Annotated in this window: 15 protein-coding genes; 12 read left to right on the forward strand and 3 right to left on the reverse strand. The window is 38.6% G+C overall.

Annotated elements, in window-relative coordinates:
* Positions 1–238: 238 nt before the first annotated feature.
* Positions 239–715: a flavin reductase family protein gene (locus B494_RS0109095; protein ID WP_017472084.1), complete on the forward strand. Its 477-nt coding sequence runs from the start codon at positions 239–241 to the stop codon at positions 713–715.
* A gap of 34 nt (positions 716–749) precedes the next feature.
* Here B494_RS0109095 and hisJ read toward each other — a convergent pair whose 3' ends face one another.
* A complete protein-coding gene (gene hisJ / locus B494_RS0109100; RefSeq protein WP_017472085.1) occupies positions 750–1,559 on the reverse strand; it encodes a histidinol-phosphatase HisJ in 810 nt (269 codons plus the stop codon).
* 156 nt (positions 1,560–1,715) lie between these two features.
* Here hisJ and B494_RS0109105 point away from each other — a divergent pair, with 156 nt between their 5' ends.
* The 8 genes from B494_RS0109105 to hisIE are packed head-to-tail and all read left to right on the forward strand — an operon-like array spanning position 1,716 to position 8,025.
* Positions 1,716–2,822: an ATP phosphoribosyltransferase regulatory subunit gene (locus tag B494_RS0109105; protein WP_017472086.1), complete on the forward strand. Its 1,107-nt coding sequence runs from the start codon at positions 1,716–1,718 to the stop codon at positions 2,820–2,822.
* On the forward strand, positions 2,819–3,436 hold the full coding sequence (gene hisG / locus B494_RS0109110) for an ATP phosphoribosyltransferase (protein ID WP_017472087.1): 618 nt from the start codon (positions 2,819–2,821) through the stop codon (positions 3,434–3,436). The genes B494_RS0109105 and hisG overlap by 4 nt, the downstream gene beginning before the upstream one ends.
* Before the next feature lie 3 nt (positions 3,437–3,439).
* Positions 3,440–4,723 (forward strand): histidinol dehydrogenase, encoded by a 1,284-nt coding sequence (hisD, locus tag B494_RS0109115; protein ID WP_017472088.1) that lies wholly within the window; start codon positions 3,440–3,442, stop codon positions 4,721–4,723.
* Between the two features lie 16 nt (positions 4,724–4,739).
* Positions 4,740–5,327, forward strand: a complete 588-nt coding sequence (gene hisB / locus B494_RS0109120) for an imidazoleglycerol-phosphate dehydratase HisB (protein ID WP_017472089.1) — start codon at positions 4,740–4,742, stop codon at positions 5,325–5,327.
* On the forward strand, positions 5,324–5,923 hold the full coding sequence (gene hisH / locus B494_RS0109125; RefSeq protein WP_017472090.1) for an imidazole glycerol phosphate synthase subunit HisH: 600 nt from the start codon (positions 5,324–5,326) through the stop codon (positions 5,921–5,923). The genes hisB and hisH overlap by 4 nt, the downstream gene beginning before the upstream one ends.
* Complete coding sequence (hisA, locus tag B494_RS0109130; protein WP_017472091.1) at positions 5,920–6,627, forward strand: 1-(5-phosphoribosyl)-5-[(5-phosphoribosylamino)methylideneamino]imidazole-4-carboxamide isomerase; 708 nt, start codon at positions 5,920–5,922, stop codon at positions 6,625–6,627. Before hisH ends, hisA begins: the two co-directional genes overlap by 4 nt.
* Positions 6,624–7,382, forward strand: coding sequence for an imidazole glycerol phosphate synthase subunit HisF (hisF, locus tag B494_RS0109135; protein ID WP_017472092.1), 759 nt, complete (start codon positions 6,624–6,626; stop codon positions 7,380–7,382). The genes hisA and hisF overlap by 4 nt, the downstream gene beginning before the upstream one ends.
* Positions 7,372–8,025, forward strand: coding sequence for a bifunctional phosphoribosyl-AMP cyclohydrolase/phosphoribosyl-ATP diphosphatase HisIE (gene hisIE / locus B494_RS0109140; RefSeq protein WP_017472093.1), 654 nt, complete (start codon positions 7,372–7,374; stop codon positions 8,023–8,025). The genes hisF and hisIE overlap by 11 nt, the downstream gene beginning before the upstream one ends.
* Positions 8,026–8,301: 276 nt before the next feature.
* On the opposite strand, the gene msrA is transcribed toward hisIE, so the two are convergent.
* Together msrA and gltC are read right to left on the reverse strand one after the other, a co-directional pair.
* Positions 8,302–8,826, reverse strand: coding sequence for a peptide-methionine (S)-S-oxide reductase MsrA (gene msrA, locus B494_RS0109145; RefSeq protein ID WP_017472094.1), 525 nt, complete (start codon positions 8,824–8,826; stop codon positions 8,302–8,304).
* A gap of 17 nt (positions 8,827–8,843) precedes the next feature.
* Complete coding sequence (gene gltC / locus B494_RS0109150; protein ID WP_017472095.1) at positions 8,844–9,758, reverse strand: glutamate biosynthesis transcriptional regulator GltC; 915 nt, start codon at positions 9,756–9,758, stop codon at positions 8,844–8,846.
* 126 nt (positions 9,759–9,884) lie between these two features.
* On the opposite strand from gltC, the gene gltB reads away from it, so the two are divergent.
* The 3 genes from gltB (at position 9,885) to B494_RS0109165 (ending at position 17,328) form a co-directional block, all read left to right on the forward strand.
* A complete protein-coding gene (gene gltB / locus B494_RS0109155) occupies positions 9,885–14,444 on the forward strand; it encodes a glutamate synthase large subunit (RefSeq protein ID WP_017472096.1) in 4,560 nt (1,519 codons plus the stop codon).
* Between the two features lie 15 nt (positions 14,445–14,459).
* Complete coding sequence (locus B494_RS0109160; protein ID WP_017472097.1) at positions 14,460–15,950, forward strand: glutamate synthase subunit beta; 1,491 nt, start codon at positions 14,460–14,462, stop codon at positions 15,948–15,950.
* A gap of 307 nt (positions 15,951–16,257) precedes the next feature.
* On the forward strand, positions 16,258–17,328 hold the full coding sequence (locus tag B494_RS0109165) for a branched-chain amino acid aminotransferase (RefSeq protein WP_017472098.1): 1,071 nt from the start codon (positions 16,258–16,260) through the stop codon (positions 17,326–17,328).
* Positions 17,329–17,390: the final 62 nt, after the last annotated feature.

The following is a 17,390-nucleotide window of genomic DNA, read 5'->3' on the forward strand; positions in this document are numbered from 1 at the left end:
ACGAACCTTCAATCAGTGGGCAGTCCCATTCTTTGACCAATAATTGTGAGTTGAGTGAATCAGAATGGTTAGCGGTGATAAATACTTAAAAACCAATTTAATAAGATTAGTATGCATAATGGTAATTGGTGAAATATTATTCAATGTTAAGCTAATTTTTTTACATGCAAATTAATTTTGTCCTATTCACGGGCATGCTATGCTGTGAATAGTTTGATAAAAAGGGGTTTTGTAACTTATGACTGACACACAATTATTTCGCCAAGCGATGGGGCAATTTTCCACGGGAATAACCGTAATCACGGCAAAAAATAATTTAAATAATGAGATACGAGGGATCACAGTTAACGCTTTTATGTCATTATCACTTGATCCGATGTTAATTGCTATCTCACTTCGTAATCAAGCTTCGATGATTAGTACCATACAACAAACCGACCACTTTGGCATTAGTATATTAGCTGAAAGTCAAAAAGACCTCTCAATGATTTTCGCCAATCAGAAGAAAAATAGTGAACCGGTTTCTTTTGATTATATTGAAAAGGTACCTGTTATTCCTGGTGCACTCGTGCATTTAATTTGTGAAAAAGAAAATCAAGTAGTTGCAGGTGACCATACGATATTTATTGCAAAAGTAAACCAGATTGACCTCAAACCAGGCAAGCCGCTTGTTTACTATGGTGGATCATATCATCGATTAACACCTGAAAATTAAAAACATGCCTCCTAAATGGACAGGAGGCATGTTTTTATAGTTTAATTAGCTCACTAATCTGATCAAAACCGCGTCCGATTGTTGTTGATTCGTGGCTATCGGAACCAGGTAAAAGTCTAATTCCCATGGCCTTAGCTTTATGTGCCACCTCAAGCTTTGGATAAATCGATAGACAATCTGGTTTGTATAATCCAGCCGTATTAAGATCAAGCGAATACTTTTTTTCTTTTATTTTATCCAGTGTTTCATCGAGTACTTGATTACTAAAAGAGATGGGGTATTGACCAATAAATTTTTCAATTAACGTTAAATGTCCAATCCTTTGTGGTTTATACACACCTAAATCGGCTTCTATTGATGAGATAATGGTTTGGTAATAGTGTTGATATACCTTCTCTATTGATTGAAATTGTCTAATGATTTTTCCGAATTCAGTCGCGCTGTAATCTAAGCAAACATAGTTATTGTCTTTTGTTCTTAACATATGTACTGAAAGAATGGAATCATCAATTTGACTACCGTATTGGTCAAGAAATGATTGAATGTCAACTTGATAGCCGTCAATATAATCAACTTCGAAACCTATATTAATTTTGATATCATCTTTATATTGTAGCTTTAGTTGTTCACCTTTTTTTAAATACATGTCTAAATCTGACCAAGCCATTGCGCTATCTTGGTTTGGAACCGGATCATGAAATGACATTGGCAGCGGGGCGTGCTCGGTAAAACTGATTTCAGACAATCCTAATTTGATTGCATTTAGAATATAGTGCTCCCATTGATCATTTGATCCGTGTGGACAATACGGCGTGTGTACATGAAAATCCCCATAAGCGATCATTGCATTTCCTCCTTGTCTATTTAATGATAAAGTTAAAATGATGAATTGAAAAGGATTTTTTGTTGACTTTATTAAAGATTGCATGTTATTGTAAGTACAATAAAACACTTTACTTAGATAAAGCGGTAGAGTGATAAAGAAACGGAAGTGATACGCGTGTTTTTACCTGCTGGAAGTCAAGATCAGATTGGTGAAAAATTGAATAATCAAGCACATGTTAATCAAATGTTTAGAACAGTTGTTCAACGCAGAGATTATAAAGCGATAGAAACCCCTGTCGTGGAATATGCAGAAACCTTTACCAATCCGCATGTTGGGATGGATTTTAGCAAACTATTAAAATGGTTTGACAGAGAAGGGGAAATCGAAGTTCTTAGACCAGATTGGACAACCGCAATTGCCAGAGCATTAATGAAGCAACATCGCTCACAATTAAAATGGTTTTATCAAGGATCTATTTTTCGACAAGATAAAAACGGGATTGAGAGTAGGCAAGCGGGGATCGAGATTATCAGAACAGATGCCCTACTTGGAGAAATGGAATCATTATTTACGGCGGTTGATTTTTTGTCTACTCTATCTATAGACAATTATATGATTGAATTGGGTCATACAGGGATATTTGAGTATTTAACGACACCACTTGAATTAGATGAAAAAGAAGAAGGTTTGCTAAGATCAGCGATGCATGATAAAAAGAAAGATGTTGTCTACCGTTTGGTCTTGGAGAAAGGACACGAAGAAATTGCCGAGCAACTAGTTACTTTAACACAAGCTTTTGGTGGAATAAGTGTATTAGACGATTACATGGAAAAATGGCAGGATGTTCATGAACTTAAGGAAATCGTCTGTTTGTTAAAAAAGTTATTTAATGCCTTAGAAGAGCTTGGAGATATTGATGTGACTGTAGACCTTGGTCGTGTTAGGCAACTCCCTTATTACAGTGGTACGATGTTTCGTGGCTATTTAACAAACTCTGGAGAGATTTGTTTTTCTGGTGGACGCTACGATAAGTTATATAAACAATTTAATCAAAATATTTCTGCGGTCGGTTTAGCCTTTGACGTTGATCAATTAGCGAAAATTATCGAACCACAATTAGAAGCCAAACGTCTTTGCATTGTAGCATCTCCAAACACGCATATTAAAGCAGAAAAAATGAGACGAGATTACCCGGAGTGTCGTGTTGATATTCAATATGAAGTGCCACAAGTAGGCGAATATGATCAAATCATCAACTTAGCAAATGAGGTGACAGGATGAAGCCGGTAATTGCATTAACTAAAGGACGTCTAGAAAAACAATTTTTAAGTTTTTTTGCTTCCTTAGGATATGATATTGATCCACTAACAGAGAAAGGGCGTAAATTACGTGTTGAGACCGATGAATTTGCTTTTATTTTTGCTAAAGGACCTGATGTTACTACATATGTTCAATATGGTATTGCTGACCTCGGTATTGTTGGTGGAGACATATTGGCCGAAATTCAACCTGATGTGTATGATCTCTTGCCACTCCCTTTCGGTCAGTGTCGTATGGCTGTAGCAACAGAAAAAGGGAAAAGCTGGTCAAATCAAAAAAAATATATTGCGAGTAAATATACAGCAATAACCAAAGCGTTTTTTAAAGATAAAGGAGAGTCGGTAGAAATTATAAAATTAGAAGGATCGGTAGAACTCGCTCCGATATTAGGTTTAGCAGATGCAATTGTGGATATTGTTGAAACCGGCACAACATTAAAAGAAAACGGTTTGGTTATCGATGAAGAATTTATGGAATTTAGTGCGCGGCTAATAGCTAATCGTTCATCATTAAAGATCAAACGGAAACAACTTAACCCAATCATTGAAAAACTACAGCAAAAGGAGAATGAATAAGTCATGATATCTACTTATCTTGCGTCTGAATTTGAAGCGATGTTGCACGCGCAAAAAAAACAAAGCAATCAGACCAGCGAAGCTTATCAAGTCGCAAAAGAAGTGATTGCTGAGGTTCAAGCAGATGGAGATCGTGCACTAGCGAAGTATGTAAAGAAGTTTGATGGCGTTATACCTGATCGTTATCTTGTTTCTAAACAGGAACGTGAACAAGCTTGGCAACAAGTTGATGACCAAACCATTCAAGCATTAAAAAATGCAGCTGAAAATATTAGGGCGTTTCATGCTAAGCAGATTAAACAATCAAAATTTATGCAAGATGAACTTGATATCGTTTCTGGTCAACTGTATCGAGCGATTGATAAAGTGGGCATTTATGTACCTGGTGGTACCGCTTGTTATCCATCATCAGTACTTATGAATGCCATACCTGCCGTGCTTGCAGGGGTGGAAGAGGTTATAATGGTTACACCAGCACGCCACGGCGCTGAGATCGCACCGATTTTATCTGTAGCCGCTGATATTGCCGGTGTAAGTTCAATCTATAAAATAGGTGGCATCCAAGCGGTTGCCGCATTGGCATATGGCACGGAGTCGATCCCTTCTGTTGATAAGATTGTCGGGCCTGGTAATGCTTATGTAGCGGCCGCTAAAGCACTTGTCTATGGCGATGTAGGTATTGATATGATTGCTGGACCATCGGAAGTGGCGGTTATTGCCGATCAGACTGCTAATCCAGCCCATGTGGCGGCAGATCTCATTGCACAAGCAGAACACGATACTAACGCACGTGCATTCTTATTCACACCTTCACAGCAATTAATTGACGAAACTAAAGCGGAGTTGAGTAAACAAACTGAACGACTACCAAGAGCTGAAATTGCTACGTCAGCCTTAAAAGCTAATGGTGCGCTTGTGATAGTCGAACATTTAGACGAAGCGTTTAGACTGTCTAACATGTTAGCACCTGAGCATTTAGAAATTCAAGTTGACCATGCGTTAGATTATTTGAAGTATGTTAAACATGCCGGGTCTGTTTTTTTAGGTCATTATACACCTGAATCATTGGGAGACTATTATGCTGGTCCTAATCATGTCTTGCCGACATCAGGAACGGCTAAATTTTCTTCTGGACTGTCTGTTGATGATTTCGTTAAAAAAACAACTTTTTTATATTACTCTAAAACCGCTTTGCAAAATGCTGCTCAGGATGTGATCACGATCGCTGAAGAAGAGCAATTAGCTGGACACGCTCGAGCGGTATCGCAACGATTAATGAACAAATGAGAAAAGAGGGACTAGCATGCGACACGCTAAAAAAATGAGACAAACCTTTGAAACGAAAATCGAAGTGAGCCTAAATTTAGATGATCCAAATGAAGTGAACATTGACACAGGCGTTGGCTTTTTCGATCATATGTTGACGTTATTTGCTAAACACGGGAGAATAGGATTGGTCGTTAAAGCAGATGGCGATTTGTACATTGATAGTCATCATACCGTTGAAGATGTTGGTATTGTTATCGGGCAATTAATCAAAGAAGCATTAGGTGATAAGCAACAAATTAATCGTTATGGGACGGCTTATGTACCGATGGATGAAGCTTTAGGGTTTGTATCGCTCGATATTAGTGGCCGGCCATACCTTGTTTTAGATGCTGATTTTAAAAATGATAAGCTTGGTAACTTTGATACGGAGCTTGTCCGCGAATTTTTACAAGCATTTATGGTTCATGGTGGCATAACCTTGCATGCCCGCGTCTTATATGGTATTAATACACATCATAAAATTGAAGCGATTTTTAAAGCATTAGGTCGAGCATTTGGAGAAGCGATAAAAATTAATCCAGAAATTGAAGGGATTAATTCAACAAAGGGGTTGCTTGAATGATTGCCATTATTGATTATGGTATGGGAAATGTTGCAAGTGTTCAAACTGCCTTTGAGAATTTAGGCTATCAAGTTGTGCTGACCGATGACCATGCGACATTACGTAAGGCTTCTCACATTATTTTACCCGGTGTTGGTTCTTTTCAAGCTGCAATGGATGAAATTGAAGCACGAGATTTGAAACAAATTCTAATTGAATTGGCGGAAACCAAACCATTTTTAGGTATTTGTTTAGGAATGCAACTTTTGTTTACTGAAGGTACTGAAGGAGGATTAACTAAAGGTCTTGACCTTATACCTGGAAGCGTTGATCGGATTGATACGACTCATTTATTACCGCATATTGGATGGAATCAACTGCAAGTGACTGATCTTGTTCCAAGCTTTAAAGCGTTTAATAATGAATTTGTTTATTTTGTCCATACATTTGCTGCTAACACCATGGCAAAATACATTGTTGCAACAGCGAACTATGGTGTAGAGGTTACCGCTATTGTTCGAAAAGGTAATGTATTCGGTATCCAATTCCATCCAGAAAAAAGTGCAACCATAGGTGGAGAAATATTGAAAACATTTTTAGAAGAGGTGAAGAAATGAAAATATTACCGGCGATTGATTTGATGGATGGTCAATGTGTCCGCCTTTACCAAGGTGACTTTAATCAATCAGAACAAGTAGCAAATGATCCGTTTGAGCAACTAGATAGCTTTATAAAAGACGGGGCGGAAATTGTTCATATCGTTGATTTGGATGGTGCAAGGAATAGTAATGAAAGACAAATTGAATTAATTGAGGCGCTTTGTTCACGATCAACAGTGCCGATTCAAGTTGGTGGGGGCATTCGTTCAATTGTAACTGTTGATCAACTAATAAAGGCCGGGGCTGAACGTTTAGTGGTAGGTACAGCCGCAATAGAAAATGTTAATTTTTTAAAAGAGGCTTTAGCTAAATACCCAGAAAACATTGTGGTTGGTATTGATGCCAAAAATGGTAAAGTGGCTACCCATGGGTGGGAAAACCTATCTGAACTTGATTATCTTGCATTTGCAAAGGAAATTGAGCAACTTGGTGTTCAAATCATCGTGTTTACAGATATATCAAAGGACGGAACCATGCAAGGTCCTAATTTAGAACAGTTACGCGCATTAAATGATGCAGTATCCTGTAAAGTCGTTGCTTCAGGTGGGATTAGTCACGATCAAGATATTAGGGATTTAGCCACGATTGGTATTGAGGAAGCTATTGTTGGAAAAGCCATTTATCAAGGTACGGTTACATTAAAAGGGGCACAAGCGTTATGATTGCTAAACGTATTATCCCATGTCTAGATGTCAAAGATGGAAAAGTGGTTAAAGGAACTAATTTTATTGGTTTAAGAGAACTTGGTGATCCAGTTGAAATGGCTAAGACATATTCTGAAGCAGGTGCTGATGAAATTGTCTTTCTTGATATATCAGCAACACATGAAGCAAGAGAAACGATTGTAGATATCGTTAAAGAAACCGCTCGAAATGTACATGTGCCTTTTACGGTAGGCGGTGGGGTGCGTTCAATAGATGATATGACGCGATTGTTACAAGCGGGTGCTGATAAAGTAGGTATTAATTCAGCAGCTGTAACTGACCCGCAATTAATTACAGCAGGAGCGACTCGTTTCGGTTCACAATGTATCGTCGTAGCTATTGATGCTAAGAAAGTAGCTGATCGGTGGCATGTAATGACACATGGTGGGCGAAAAGATACCGGTATTGATGCGGTAGAGTGGGCTCAAGAAGCAGAACAGCGTGGGGCGGGCGAAATTTTGTTAACTAGCGTCGATACAGATGGCGTGAAAAATGGTTTTGATCTGGCGTTAACAGAAGCTATCGTTAAAGTTGTTCGTATACCAGTGATTGCCTCAGGTGGTGTGGGGCATCCAGATCACTTTGCTGAAGTATTTGATGCAACAAACGTTTCAGCTGGTTTAGCAGCATCAATTTTTCATGAGAATACCTATACAATACAAGCGGTTAAAGCAGCCTGTAAAGCGAAAGGAGTGATCGTTCGTGAAGCCTGATTTCACAAAGGGACTTATTCCAGCGATTGTCGTTGATGCAGCTACGAAAATGGTATTGATGTTGGCTTATATGAACGAAACAGCATATGAAAAAACGTTACAAACACGAGAGACTTGGTTTTACTCTCGATCAAGACAGCAATTGTGGCATAAAGGGGCGACGTCTGGGAATACTCAGAAGGTTGTCTCAATAGTACTTGATTGTGATCAAGATACACTTCTTATTGAAGTAAATCCAAACGGTCCAGCATGTCATACAGGAGCCACTACGTGTTTCTTTAATGAAGTGCAAAACGATTCAAGGTCTAAAGATTTTGACCCGACCATTTTCGACAGAGTATTCCATGAAATTTTGACACGAAAGACAAGTCCTCAAGAAGGGTCTTATACCAATTATTTGTTTGATAAAGGTACTGATAAAATCGGCAAAAAAATTATTGAAGAAGCTGGCGAAGTCGTTATTGCTTCTAAGAATAATGCTAAAGAAGAATTAACCTTAGAAGTGAGTGATTTACTTTACCATACCTTTGTGATGTTAGCCGAGAAGGATGTTGATTTAGCTGATATAAAGGCAGAATTAACAAAAAGATTTAGTAAAAAAGGCAACAGTAAGGGTGATCGTCCAAGCATTGATCAGTGGTAACAACTTATTAGTTAACGATAATAATATTATGTAAACTAGAAAGTGTATTGAAATGGCGCGATAACCCTTAAGACATTGTTAAAGGATATGAAATTTAAAATCTCCAAACGAATTAAACCATCGTTTGGAGATTTTAAATTTGTTTATTACAGATAGCCGTCCGAAAAATGCCCACCTTAAAATAGAGAGTAGATAGGAGTTAACGGACGCTAATGATTCACTCAACGATCAATCAGTGGGGGGACAACAAAATCGCCCATTGATTGAAGTTTCGTTTTATGACCAATTTGTTTTAATAAACGCATCTCTACCTGACTTTGTACGGTCTTCTTTATAGTGCTGTGTGTTCGTTTTGTAGTAATCCTGATGGTAGTCTTCCGCTGGATAGAAAGGGCTAGCGGGGAGGATTTCTGTTACGATGGGTTTATTAAACCGCCCGCTTTCAGCAATAGCTTGCTTTGTTGCTTCAGCTAAGCGCTTTTGTTCTTCGTTATGATAAAAGATCGCTGTACGATATTGTGGACCCCGATCATGAAATTGACCATCTGGATCGGTTGGATCAATTTGTGGCCAATATAAATCTAAGATTTGTTGATAAGTTATTTTGTCCGGATCATAGGTTATTTGTACAGCTTCATAATGGCCAGTTTCACCCGTTTTTACTTGTTGATAAGTAGGATACTCTATATCTCCTCCGGTATATCCAGAAATTACAGCATCTACACCATCCCATTGGTCAAACGGTTTTACCATACACCAAAAGCAACCACCAGCAAAAGTAGCATAAGCTTTTGTCTTCATACTCATTTCCCCTTTTTTTAAAATTCTCTGTCTAATGTTGGGTGATGTTTACTAAAATAATTAATGACAAATTGATAAAATACTTTCTCAGATGGAGCTAAATCGCGATGCTTAGGGGTAATCATCCCTACACTTCTTTTTAAATCAGGACTGCTAATTGGAATTCTTACAGTGTAATTCGATTGATATTCAGCAATGGCACTTTCAGGCAAAACGGTAATACCTATACCTGCAGCCACCATCCCTTTAATCGCATCTAAATCTTCGCCTTGTGTAGTTACATGTGGCTCAAATCCAACTGAATAACAAGCATCAATAACAAGCTTCTCGAAAATATATCCCCTAGGGAATAAAACAAAATCTTCCTCTTTCAATTCTGTTAAATAAACACTTTTTCGTTTAGAAAGCCGATGGTTATTCGGTGTTAAAAGATACATCTTTTCGTGAAAGAGGATATCACCATTAATATGGGGATCATCTGTTATAACTGGACCAATAAATGCAATGTCGAGTTCTCTTTCCTTAATAGCTTCAATAAGAAAATGGTAAGCGCCTTGTCTTAATTGAAAATGGATATTAGGATAAGCGTTCTTGAACTCGGCTAAAAGATGGGGTAGTAAACTGCTCGCCAAACTAGTGGGAAAGCCAATCTTAATTGATCCCCGTTCAGGGTCGATATATTCGTCCATTTGTTTTTTGGCATAATCAATCGCCTTCATCGCTTCTTTAGCATGTGTTAAAAAAATCTTACCGATCGGTAACAATTTAACATTTCGGCCTTCTCTTTCAAAAAGTTGCACGCCTAGTTCATTTTCTAAATTGGCGATCTGTCGGCTAATTGCGGATTGAGCAACATGGAGATGCACAGCTGCTTCCGATACATGTTCTCGCTCTGCTACCTCGATAAAATATTTCAATTGCCTAAATTCCATCATCATTCCCCCAAAAGATTAATCTATATTTTAGATTATATTCATTATTATTATATATTGTATATATAAATCATAAAAACTACAATAGTAATAGACACAAAAATCTTATTTTTGGGGGCGTGTTTCATGAAATATAACCAAATGCCTGAAACGCAAGGGTTATATCAGTCGCAGTTTGAACGTGATAACTGCGGGATAGGCTTGTATGCCCATATTAAAGGCTTACGAACACATGATATTGTTAAAAAAGGTATTGAAATGTTAATTAAATTGGATCATCGTGGTGGTCAAGGTAGTGAACCGGATACAGGTGATGGCGCCGGTCTAATGGTACAACTACCAGATGCCTTCTTTAGAAAAGAACTTCCAAACTTCAATTTACCAGAGGAAGGTAAATATGGTGTTGGGATGGTGTTTTTTTCTCAAAATGATCCGAAGCAAAGGGAATGGGAAGAGCAAATTAACGCCTTAGTTAAAGCAGAAGGGCAAGAGGTGCTTGGATGGAGAACCGTGCCAACCGATTTCAGAAAAGTCGGAAAAAAAGCTCAAGCGTCAGCTCCTTTTGTTCGACAAGTTTTCGTCAAGGCGAATCAGGAGTTCACAGACACACTTGGTTTTGAGCGTAAGTTGTATTTGATTAGAAAACAAGCTGAAAAAATAGCCAGAGACAGTGAAGATGCATTTTATTTCCCTAGTTTTTCAAGTCAGACCATTGTTTATAAAGGTTTGTTAACCCCTGAGCAAGTGGATCGATTTTATTTGGATTTACAAGATCCTGCTTTTGTCTCAGCATTCTCACTGGTTCATTCACGATTCAGTACAAATACATTTCCGAGTTGGGAAAGAGCACATCCAAATCGATATTTAATCCATAATGGAGAAATAAATACATTACGTGGGAATATTAATTGGATGCGAGCGCGTGAAAAACAATTTGTTTCTGATGCTTTTGGTGATGATTTGGAGAAAGTTATCCCAATCTTAAATGCAGATGGCAGTGATTCATCTGTTTTAGATAATGCATTGGAGTTCTTTATTTTAGCCGGTCGTAAACCAGCTCATGCAGCAATGATGTTAATTCCAGAACCTTGGGAACAAAATCCTGAGATGTCTAATGAAAAGCGGGCCTTTTACAAATACCATAGTTGTTTAATGGAACAATGGGATGGTCCAACATCAATTACCTTTACTAATGGTAAACAAATTGGTGCTATTCTAGATCGAAATGGTTTGAGACCAGCCCGTTACTATGTAACAAAAGATGATTACATTATCTATTCTTCTGAGACCGGGGTTGTTGATGTTGATGAAGCAAATGTATTATTAAAAGATCGCTTAAGTCCTGGAAAGATGTTATTGGTTGATTTGGAAGAAGGTCGAATTGTTTCGGATCAAGAAATAAAAGATGACATCGTTAATGATGCACCTTATCAAAAATGGCTGGACGAACAAGTCATGACGCTGGACGGACCAAAAGTTGAATCCAACCCTAAGCAAATAAACCAATTGCTTGAGCGACAAGTCGCATTTGGATATACGACAGAGGATATCGAAAAGTATTTAAATCCATTGATTATTAATGGTAAAGATCCTATTGGTGCAATGGGTAATGACACACCGCTAGCGGTACTATCAAATCGAGCGCAATCCTTATTCAATTATTTCAAACAATTATTTGCTCAAGTAACCAATCCGCCAATTGATGCTTATCGAGAAAAGCTTGTGACGTCAACGTTAACATGGTTAGGTTCGGAAGGGGATATATTAAATCCATCTGAAAAAAACAGCCATCGGATTCGTTTAAAAACGCCGATTTTATCGAATGCACAGCATCAGGAACTCTTGAATAAAGAAAATGAAGGATTTATAGCCTCTGAGATAGATAGCCTATTCACAGACGATTTAGCTTTAGGATTAAAGCAATTGTATCAACAAGCAGAGACAGCTATTAATGATGGGGCAAATTTAATTGTATTGACAGATCGAAATATGGATGAAAAACAAACAGCTATACCTGCTTTACTAGCCATAAGTAGCTTACATCAATATCTCGTTAGACAAGGAATCCGTACAAAGGCAAGTATTATTGTAGAATCAGGTGAAGCTCGAGAAGTTCATCATTTTGCAGCCTTGATTGGTTACGGTGCTGATGCTATTACACCTTATCTTGTTTACGAGACTTACTTGTCGGAAATTTTGTCAGATAATCTGACATTCACGTATCAAGAAGCGGTTTCTCGCTATATTGATATCGTAACAGAGGGCGTTATTAAAGTGATGTCAAAAATGGGGATTTCAACAATCCAAAGCTATCGCGGTGCTCAAATATTTGAAGCGGTCGGCATTAGTCAAGCGGTTATCGATGAGCACTTTACTGGGACATCATCGCAAATCGACGGGATTGACTTAAAGACTATAGCAGTTGAAGCTAAAATGAGGCATGAACAAGGTTATCGTGATGAAGTGAATAAATCACTTGATTCAGGTAGCGACTTTCAATGGAGAAAAACAGGTGAACATCATGCCTATAACCCGTTAACCTTGCATAAACTTCAGTGGGCTACTCGCCGTGGAGATTACAGTCTATTTAAAGAATTTACACAAGCGGTCAACGATGAACAAATTGGCTTTTTGAGAAATTTATTTACTTTTAATAAAAGAGACGCCATTGACATTGATGAAGTAGAATCTGTTGACGCCATTGTGAAACGTTTTAAGACAGGGGCAATGTCATTTGGGTCGATCAGTCAAGAGGCTCACGAGGCTTTAGCCATTGCTATGAACCGATTAGGTGGCAAAAGTAATAGTGGGGAGGGTGGAGAAGACCCGCGTCGATTTGAACCGGATGAGAACGGCGAGCTTAGAAGGAGTGCTATTAAACAAATCGCATCAGCCCGCTTTGGCGTAGATAGTCATTATTTGGTGAATGCAGAGGAATTACAAATTAAGATGGCTCAAGGTGCTAAACCAGGTGAAGGTGGCCATTTACCAGGACAGAAAGTGTATCCGTGGGTCGCAAATGTACGAAATTCGACGACGGGTGTTGACTTGATTTCACCACCACCACATCATGATATATATTCTATTGAAGATTTGGCTCAGTTAATTCATGATTTAAAAAATGCCAATCGAGATGCCCGAATTAGTGTGAAATTAGTAGCTAAGGCTGGAGTTGGAACGATTGCTTCTGGTGTTGCCAAAGGAAATGCTGATGTTATCTCTGTTGTTGGTTATGATGGTGGAACGGGTGCTTCACCGAAAACGAGCATTAAACATGCAGGTTTGCCTTGGGAACTTGGTTTAGCTGAAGCACATCAAACCTTATTAATTAATGATTTGCGTGAGCGTGTTGTTTTAGAAACAGACGGAAAGCTCTTAACAGGGCGTGACGTTGTTTTAGCTACATTACTAGGTGCAGAAGAATATGGATTTGCCACCGCTCCGCTCGTCATTCTTGGGTGTGTAATGATGCGTGTTTGTCATCTTGATACTTGCCCTGTTGGTGTAGCAACACAAAACCCGGAACTACGCAAAAAGTTTACTGGCGATCCTGACCATGTCGTTAACTTTATGCGTTTTGTTGCACAAGAGGTTCGCGAAATCATGGCAGAACTAGGCTTTAAAACACTTGAAGAAATGGTAGGGCGTACAGATATATTAACCATTAATGACAAAGCTAAAAAGCATTGGAAAGCAAGCCAGTTAGATTTGGCTCGTATCGTTTACCAACCTAAAGGTGTATTTAAACTTAATAAGACAAATCAAGATCATAAAATAGACCAATCTTTGGATATGACTACACTATTACCTGCCGTTAAAGATGCGATTGCAACTGGTCAACCGGTGGAAGTGAATAGCAAGATTACAAATATTAATCGTGTGGTGGGAACGGTTATTGGCAGTGAAATCTCGAGAAAATATGGAGCAGAAGGTCTACCAGAAGATACTATTAAACTGAATTTCACAGGTTCTGCTGGTCAAAGCTTTGGTGCTTTTATACCTCGCGGAATGACACTGACTTTAGACGGTGATGCTAATGATTATGTAGGAAAAGGTCTTTCAGGTGGAAAAGTAATCGTTAAAGCACCTAAACAGGTCACATTTAATGCAAGTGACAATGTCATTGCTGGTAACGTATCGTTCTATGGTGCGACTAAAGGAGAAGCTTATATAAATGGCTATGCAGGCGAGCGATTCGCAGTAAGAAATAGTGGTGCGAAAATTGTAGTAGAGGGCGTTGGTGATCATGGGTGCGAATACATGACTGGTGGTCGTGTTGTCATACTCGGTGACGTAGGTAAAAACTTTGGTGCTGGGATGTCAGGTGGGATAGCCTATGTGTTTAGTGAAGATCATCAAGCTTTTAAATCCCAAGCTAATTCAGAATTAGTAGGATTTGAGTCAGTAACGGATCCAGATGAGATACTTGAGCTTAAAACGATGATTCAAAAACATCTGGCATATACAAATTCTAAACGTGCTCAGTACATTTTAACAAATTGGGATACAGCTGTAGAAAGGTTTATAAAGATTATTCCACATGATTATAAGCAAATTACAGCAAAAATTGATGCGTTAGTATCTGCAGGTTATACGGAAGAACAAGCAAAAATGAAGGCATTTCAGTTGAAGAAGGCTGATCAACTAGCTGATTATGTTGATGACCAAAAAGTTATTGCGCAATAGAAAGGAGACATGAATATGGGAAAAGCGACTGGGTTTATGGAAATTAAACGGGAGCAGGCAATCGAACGCGATCCGAAAAAGCGCACAAATGATTGGAAAGAATATTCTGCTCCTTTCTCTGATGAAATGATGCAACGCCAAGGTGCCCGCTGTATGGATTGTGCAACACCCTTTTGTCACATTGGGATGGAGATTGATGGGGCAACATCTGGCTGTCCCATTCATAACCTTATTCCTGAATGGAATGACTTAGTCTATAAAGGAAAGTGGAAAGAAGCGCTGGAACGTTTAATGAAGACAAATAATTTCCCGGAATTTACAGGACGTGTTTGTCCGGCGCCGTGCGAAGGATCTTGTACAGTAGCCATATCTGACCCAGCGGTAGCGATCAAAAATATTGAGCGGGCGATTATTGATAAAGGTTTTGAAATGGGCTGGATTAAACCGCGCATTCCAAAAGCCCGTACACAAAAAAGCGTGGCCATTATAGGTTCAGGTCCGGCTGGCCTTTCAGCAGCAGATCAATTGAATCAAGCTGGCCATAAAGTAACGGTTTATGAGCGCTCTGATCGTGCAGGTGGTTTGTTGATGTATGGTATTCCAAATATGAAGTTAGAAAAAGAGGTTGTCCAGCGACGTATTGACCTTCTTGAACAGGAAGGGGTATCATTTATCCTTAATACGGAAGTAGGCAAAGATATCTCGCCAGATCAGCTGAAAGAAGATTTTGATTCGGTTATTCTTTGTACGGGTTCACAGAAGCCTAGAGATTTACCGATTCCAGGTCGCGAACTAAAAGGCGTTCATTTTGCGATGGATTACTTGACACAAGCAACAAAAAATTTATTAGATAAAGAAGAAAATCCGGCATTAAATGCTCATGGTAAAGACGTTATTGTAATTGGCGGGGGAGATACGGGAGCCGATTGTGTGGCTACCGCACTACGCCAAGGTGCCAAATCTATTAATCAGTTTGCAATCAATCCACAATTGCCATTTAAGCGAGCCGAAGATAATCAATGGCCAGCTTATCCTAAAGTGTTTAGCTTAGAGTATGCTCATAAAGAAGCTAAAGAACAATTTGGGGAAGATATTCGTCATCATTCTATTCAAACCAAAGCCTTTATTACAGATGGTGAAGATGGCCTACAGGCATTGTATACGGTGGAGATGGGCAAAACAAGAGATGAGAACGGTATGTTTGTTTATGATGAAGTCGCAGGAACTGAAGAAGTTTGGCCGGCTCAACTTGTCATTATTGCTATTGGTTTTGAAGGTGCAGAAGAGCCTCTATTACATGCATTTGGTGTAGAAGCACAGCGAAATAAAATTGATGCAGCCTATGGTGATTTTAGAACAAATATTGAAGGTGTATTTGCTGCTGGAGATGCAAGGCGTGGCCAAAGTCTTATTGTTTGGGCAATTAATGAAGGAAGAGAAGTTGCCCATGCTGTCGATCATTATTTAATGGGGCAAACAACATTACCATCTGTCCATGCTGTATAACTGTGTAAGCAGATGCGAGGGTACAAGATAAGTTAATCAATAAATCTAATCTCCGAACAATCAAAAACACATTGTTTGGAGATTCTTTTTTAACACGTTTTTTGTTAATATTCACACGTCGATTAGGACAAGAGAAAGATCATCAAAGTTCCAGTCATCAGCAACTAAAACCGTTCATGTTGTCAGATGATAGCTAATGTATATCTTTTTTTCTCGAAAAATGACTTGTCAGTTTATATGTTTACATAATAAAATAGATATATTATTTAAAATTTGTTCGCAGAAATATATATTGAGGGGGAGAAGGATGGTTAACTATGATTTTACAGTAACCAAGGTGATGACAGAAAAGACAAAACCGGCAAGTGATCAATTAGCATTTGGCAAGCATTTTACCGATCATATGTTTGTTATCGATTATCACATTGATAAAGGTTGGTATGATGGCCGAATTGTGCCTTATCAACCACTAACATTAGATCCAGCTTCAATGGTCTTCCATTATGGACAAACCGTTTTTGAAGGCCTAAAGGCTTATGCTACACCTCAAGGTGATATTCAATTATTCAGGCCTGAAGAAAATATTTTACGTTTAAATCGTTCGAATGCGCGTATGTGTATCCCGGAAATTGAACCAGAATTAGCTCTAGCAGCAATCAAAAAACTGGTTCAGATAGAGAAAAATTGGGTGCCACGAGCTGAAGGGACTTCGTTATATATTCGACCATTTGTTATTGCTACTGAACCATACTTAGGTGTTGCTCCTTCTAAACAGTATAAGTTCATCATCATCTTGTCCCCAGTAGGTGCATACTATAAAGAGGGAATTAACCCGGTTAAGATAGCAGTAGAAAATCAATATATTCGAGCCATAGAAGGTGGAACCGGGGAGGCGAAGACCGCAGGAAATTATGCTGGTAGTTTAATCGCGCAAGAGAAAGTAGCTGACCATGGTTATGCCCAAGTTTTATGGTTAGATGGTCATGAAAAGAAATATATTGAAGAAGTCGGCAGTATGAACGTTTTTTTCAAAATTAATGGTGAAGTCATTACGCCTGCATTAAATGGAAGTATATTACCTGGTGTGACAAGGAAATCCGTTATTCAGTTACTTAAACATTGGAATATAGAAGTTTCAGAGCGTAGAATCGCTTTAGATGAAATTATACAAGCTTATCGACGTGGCGAATTGGAAGAAGCCTTTGGAGCGGGAACTGCAGCAGTTATTTCGCCAATTGGAATGTTAGCTTACAATGGTGAGGAAATGGCGATTAATGACCAGCAAACCGGACACCTTTCAAAAAAGTTATATGAAACGTTAACGGGCATTCAATATGGAAAAATAGACGATCCATTTGATTGGATTAAAGAAATATAAAAGTTGTCATCACATGGTGAAGAGTAGTTGATCAAAATCAACTACTCTTCATTGTGAAGTGA

The organism is Amphibacillus jilinensis Y1, from assembly GCF_000306965.1.
GTDB classification, from domain to species: Bacteria; Bacillota; Bacilli; order Bacillales; family Amphibacillaceae; genus Amphibacillus_C; species Amphibacillus_C jilinensis.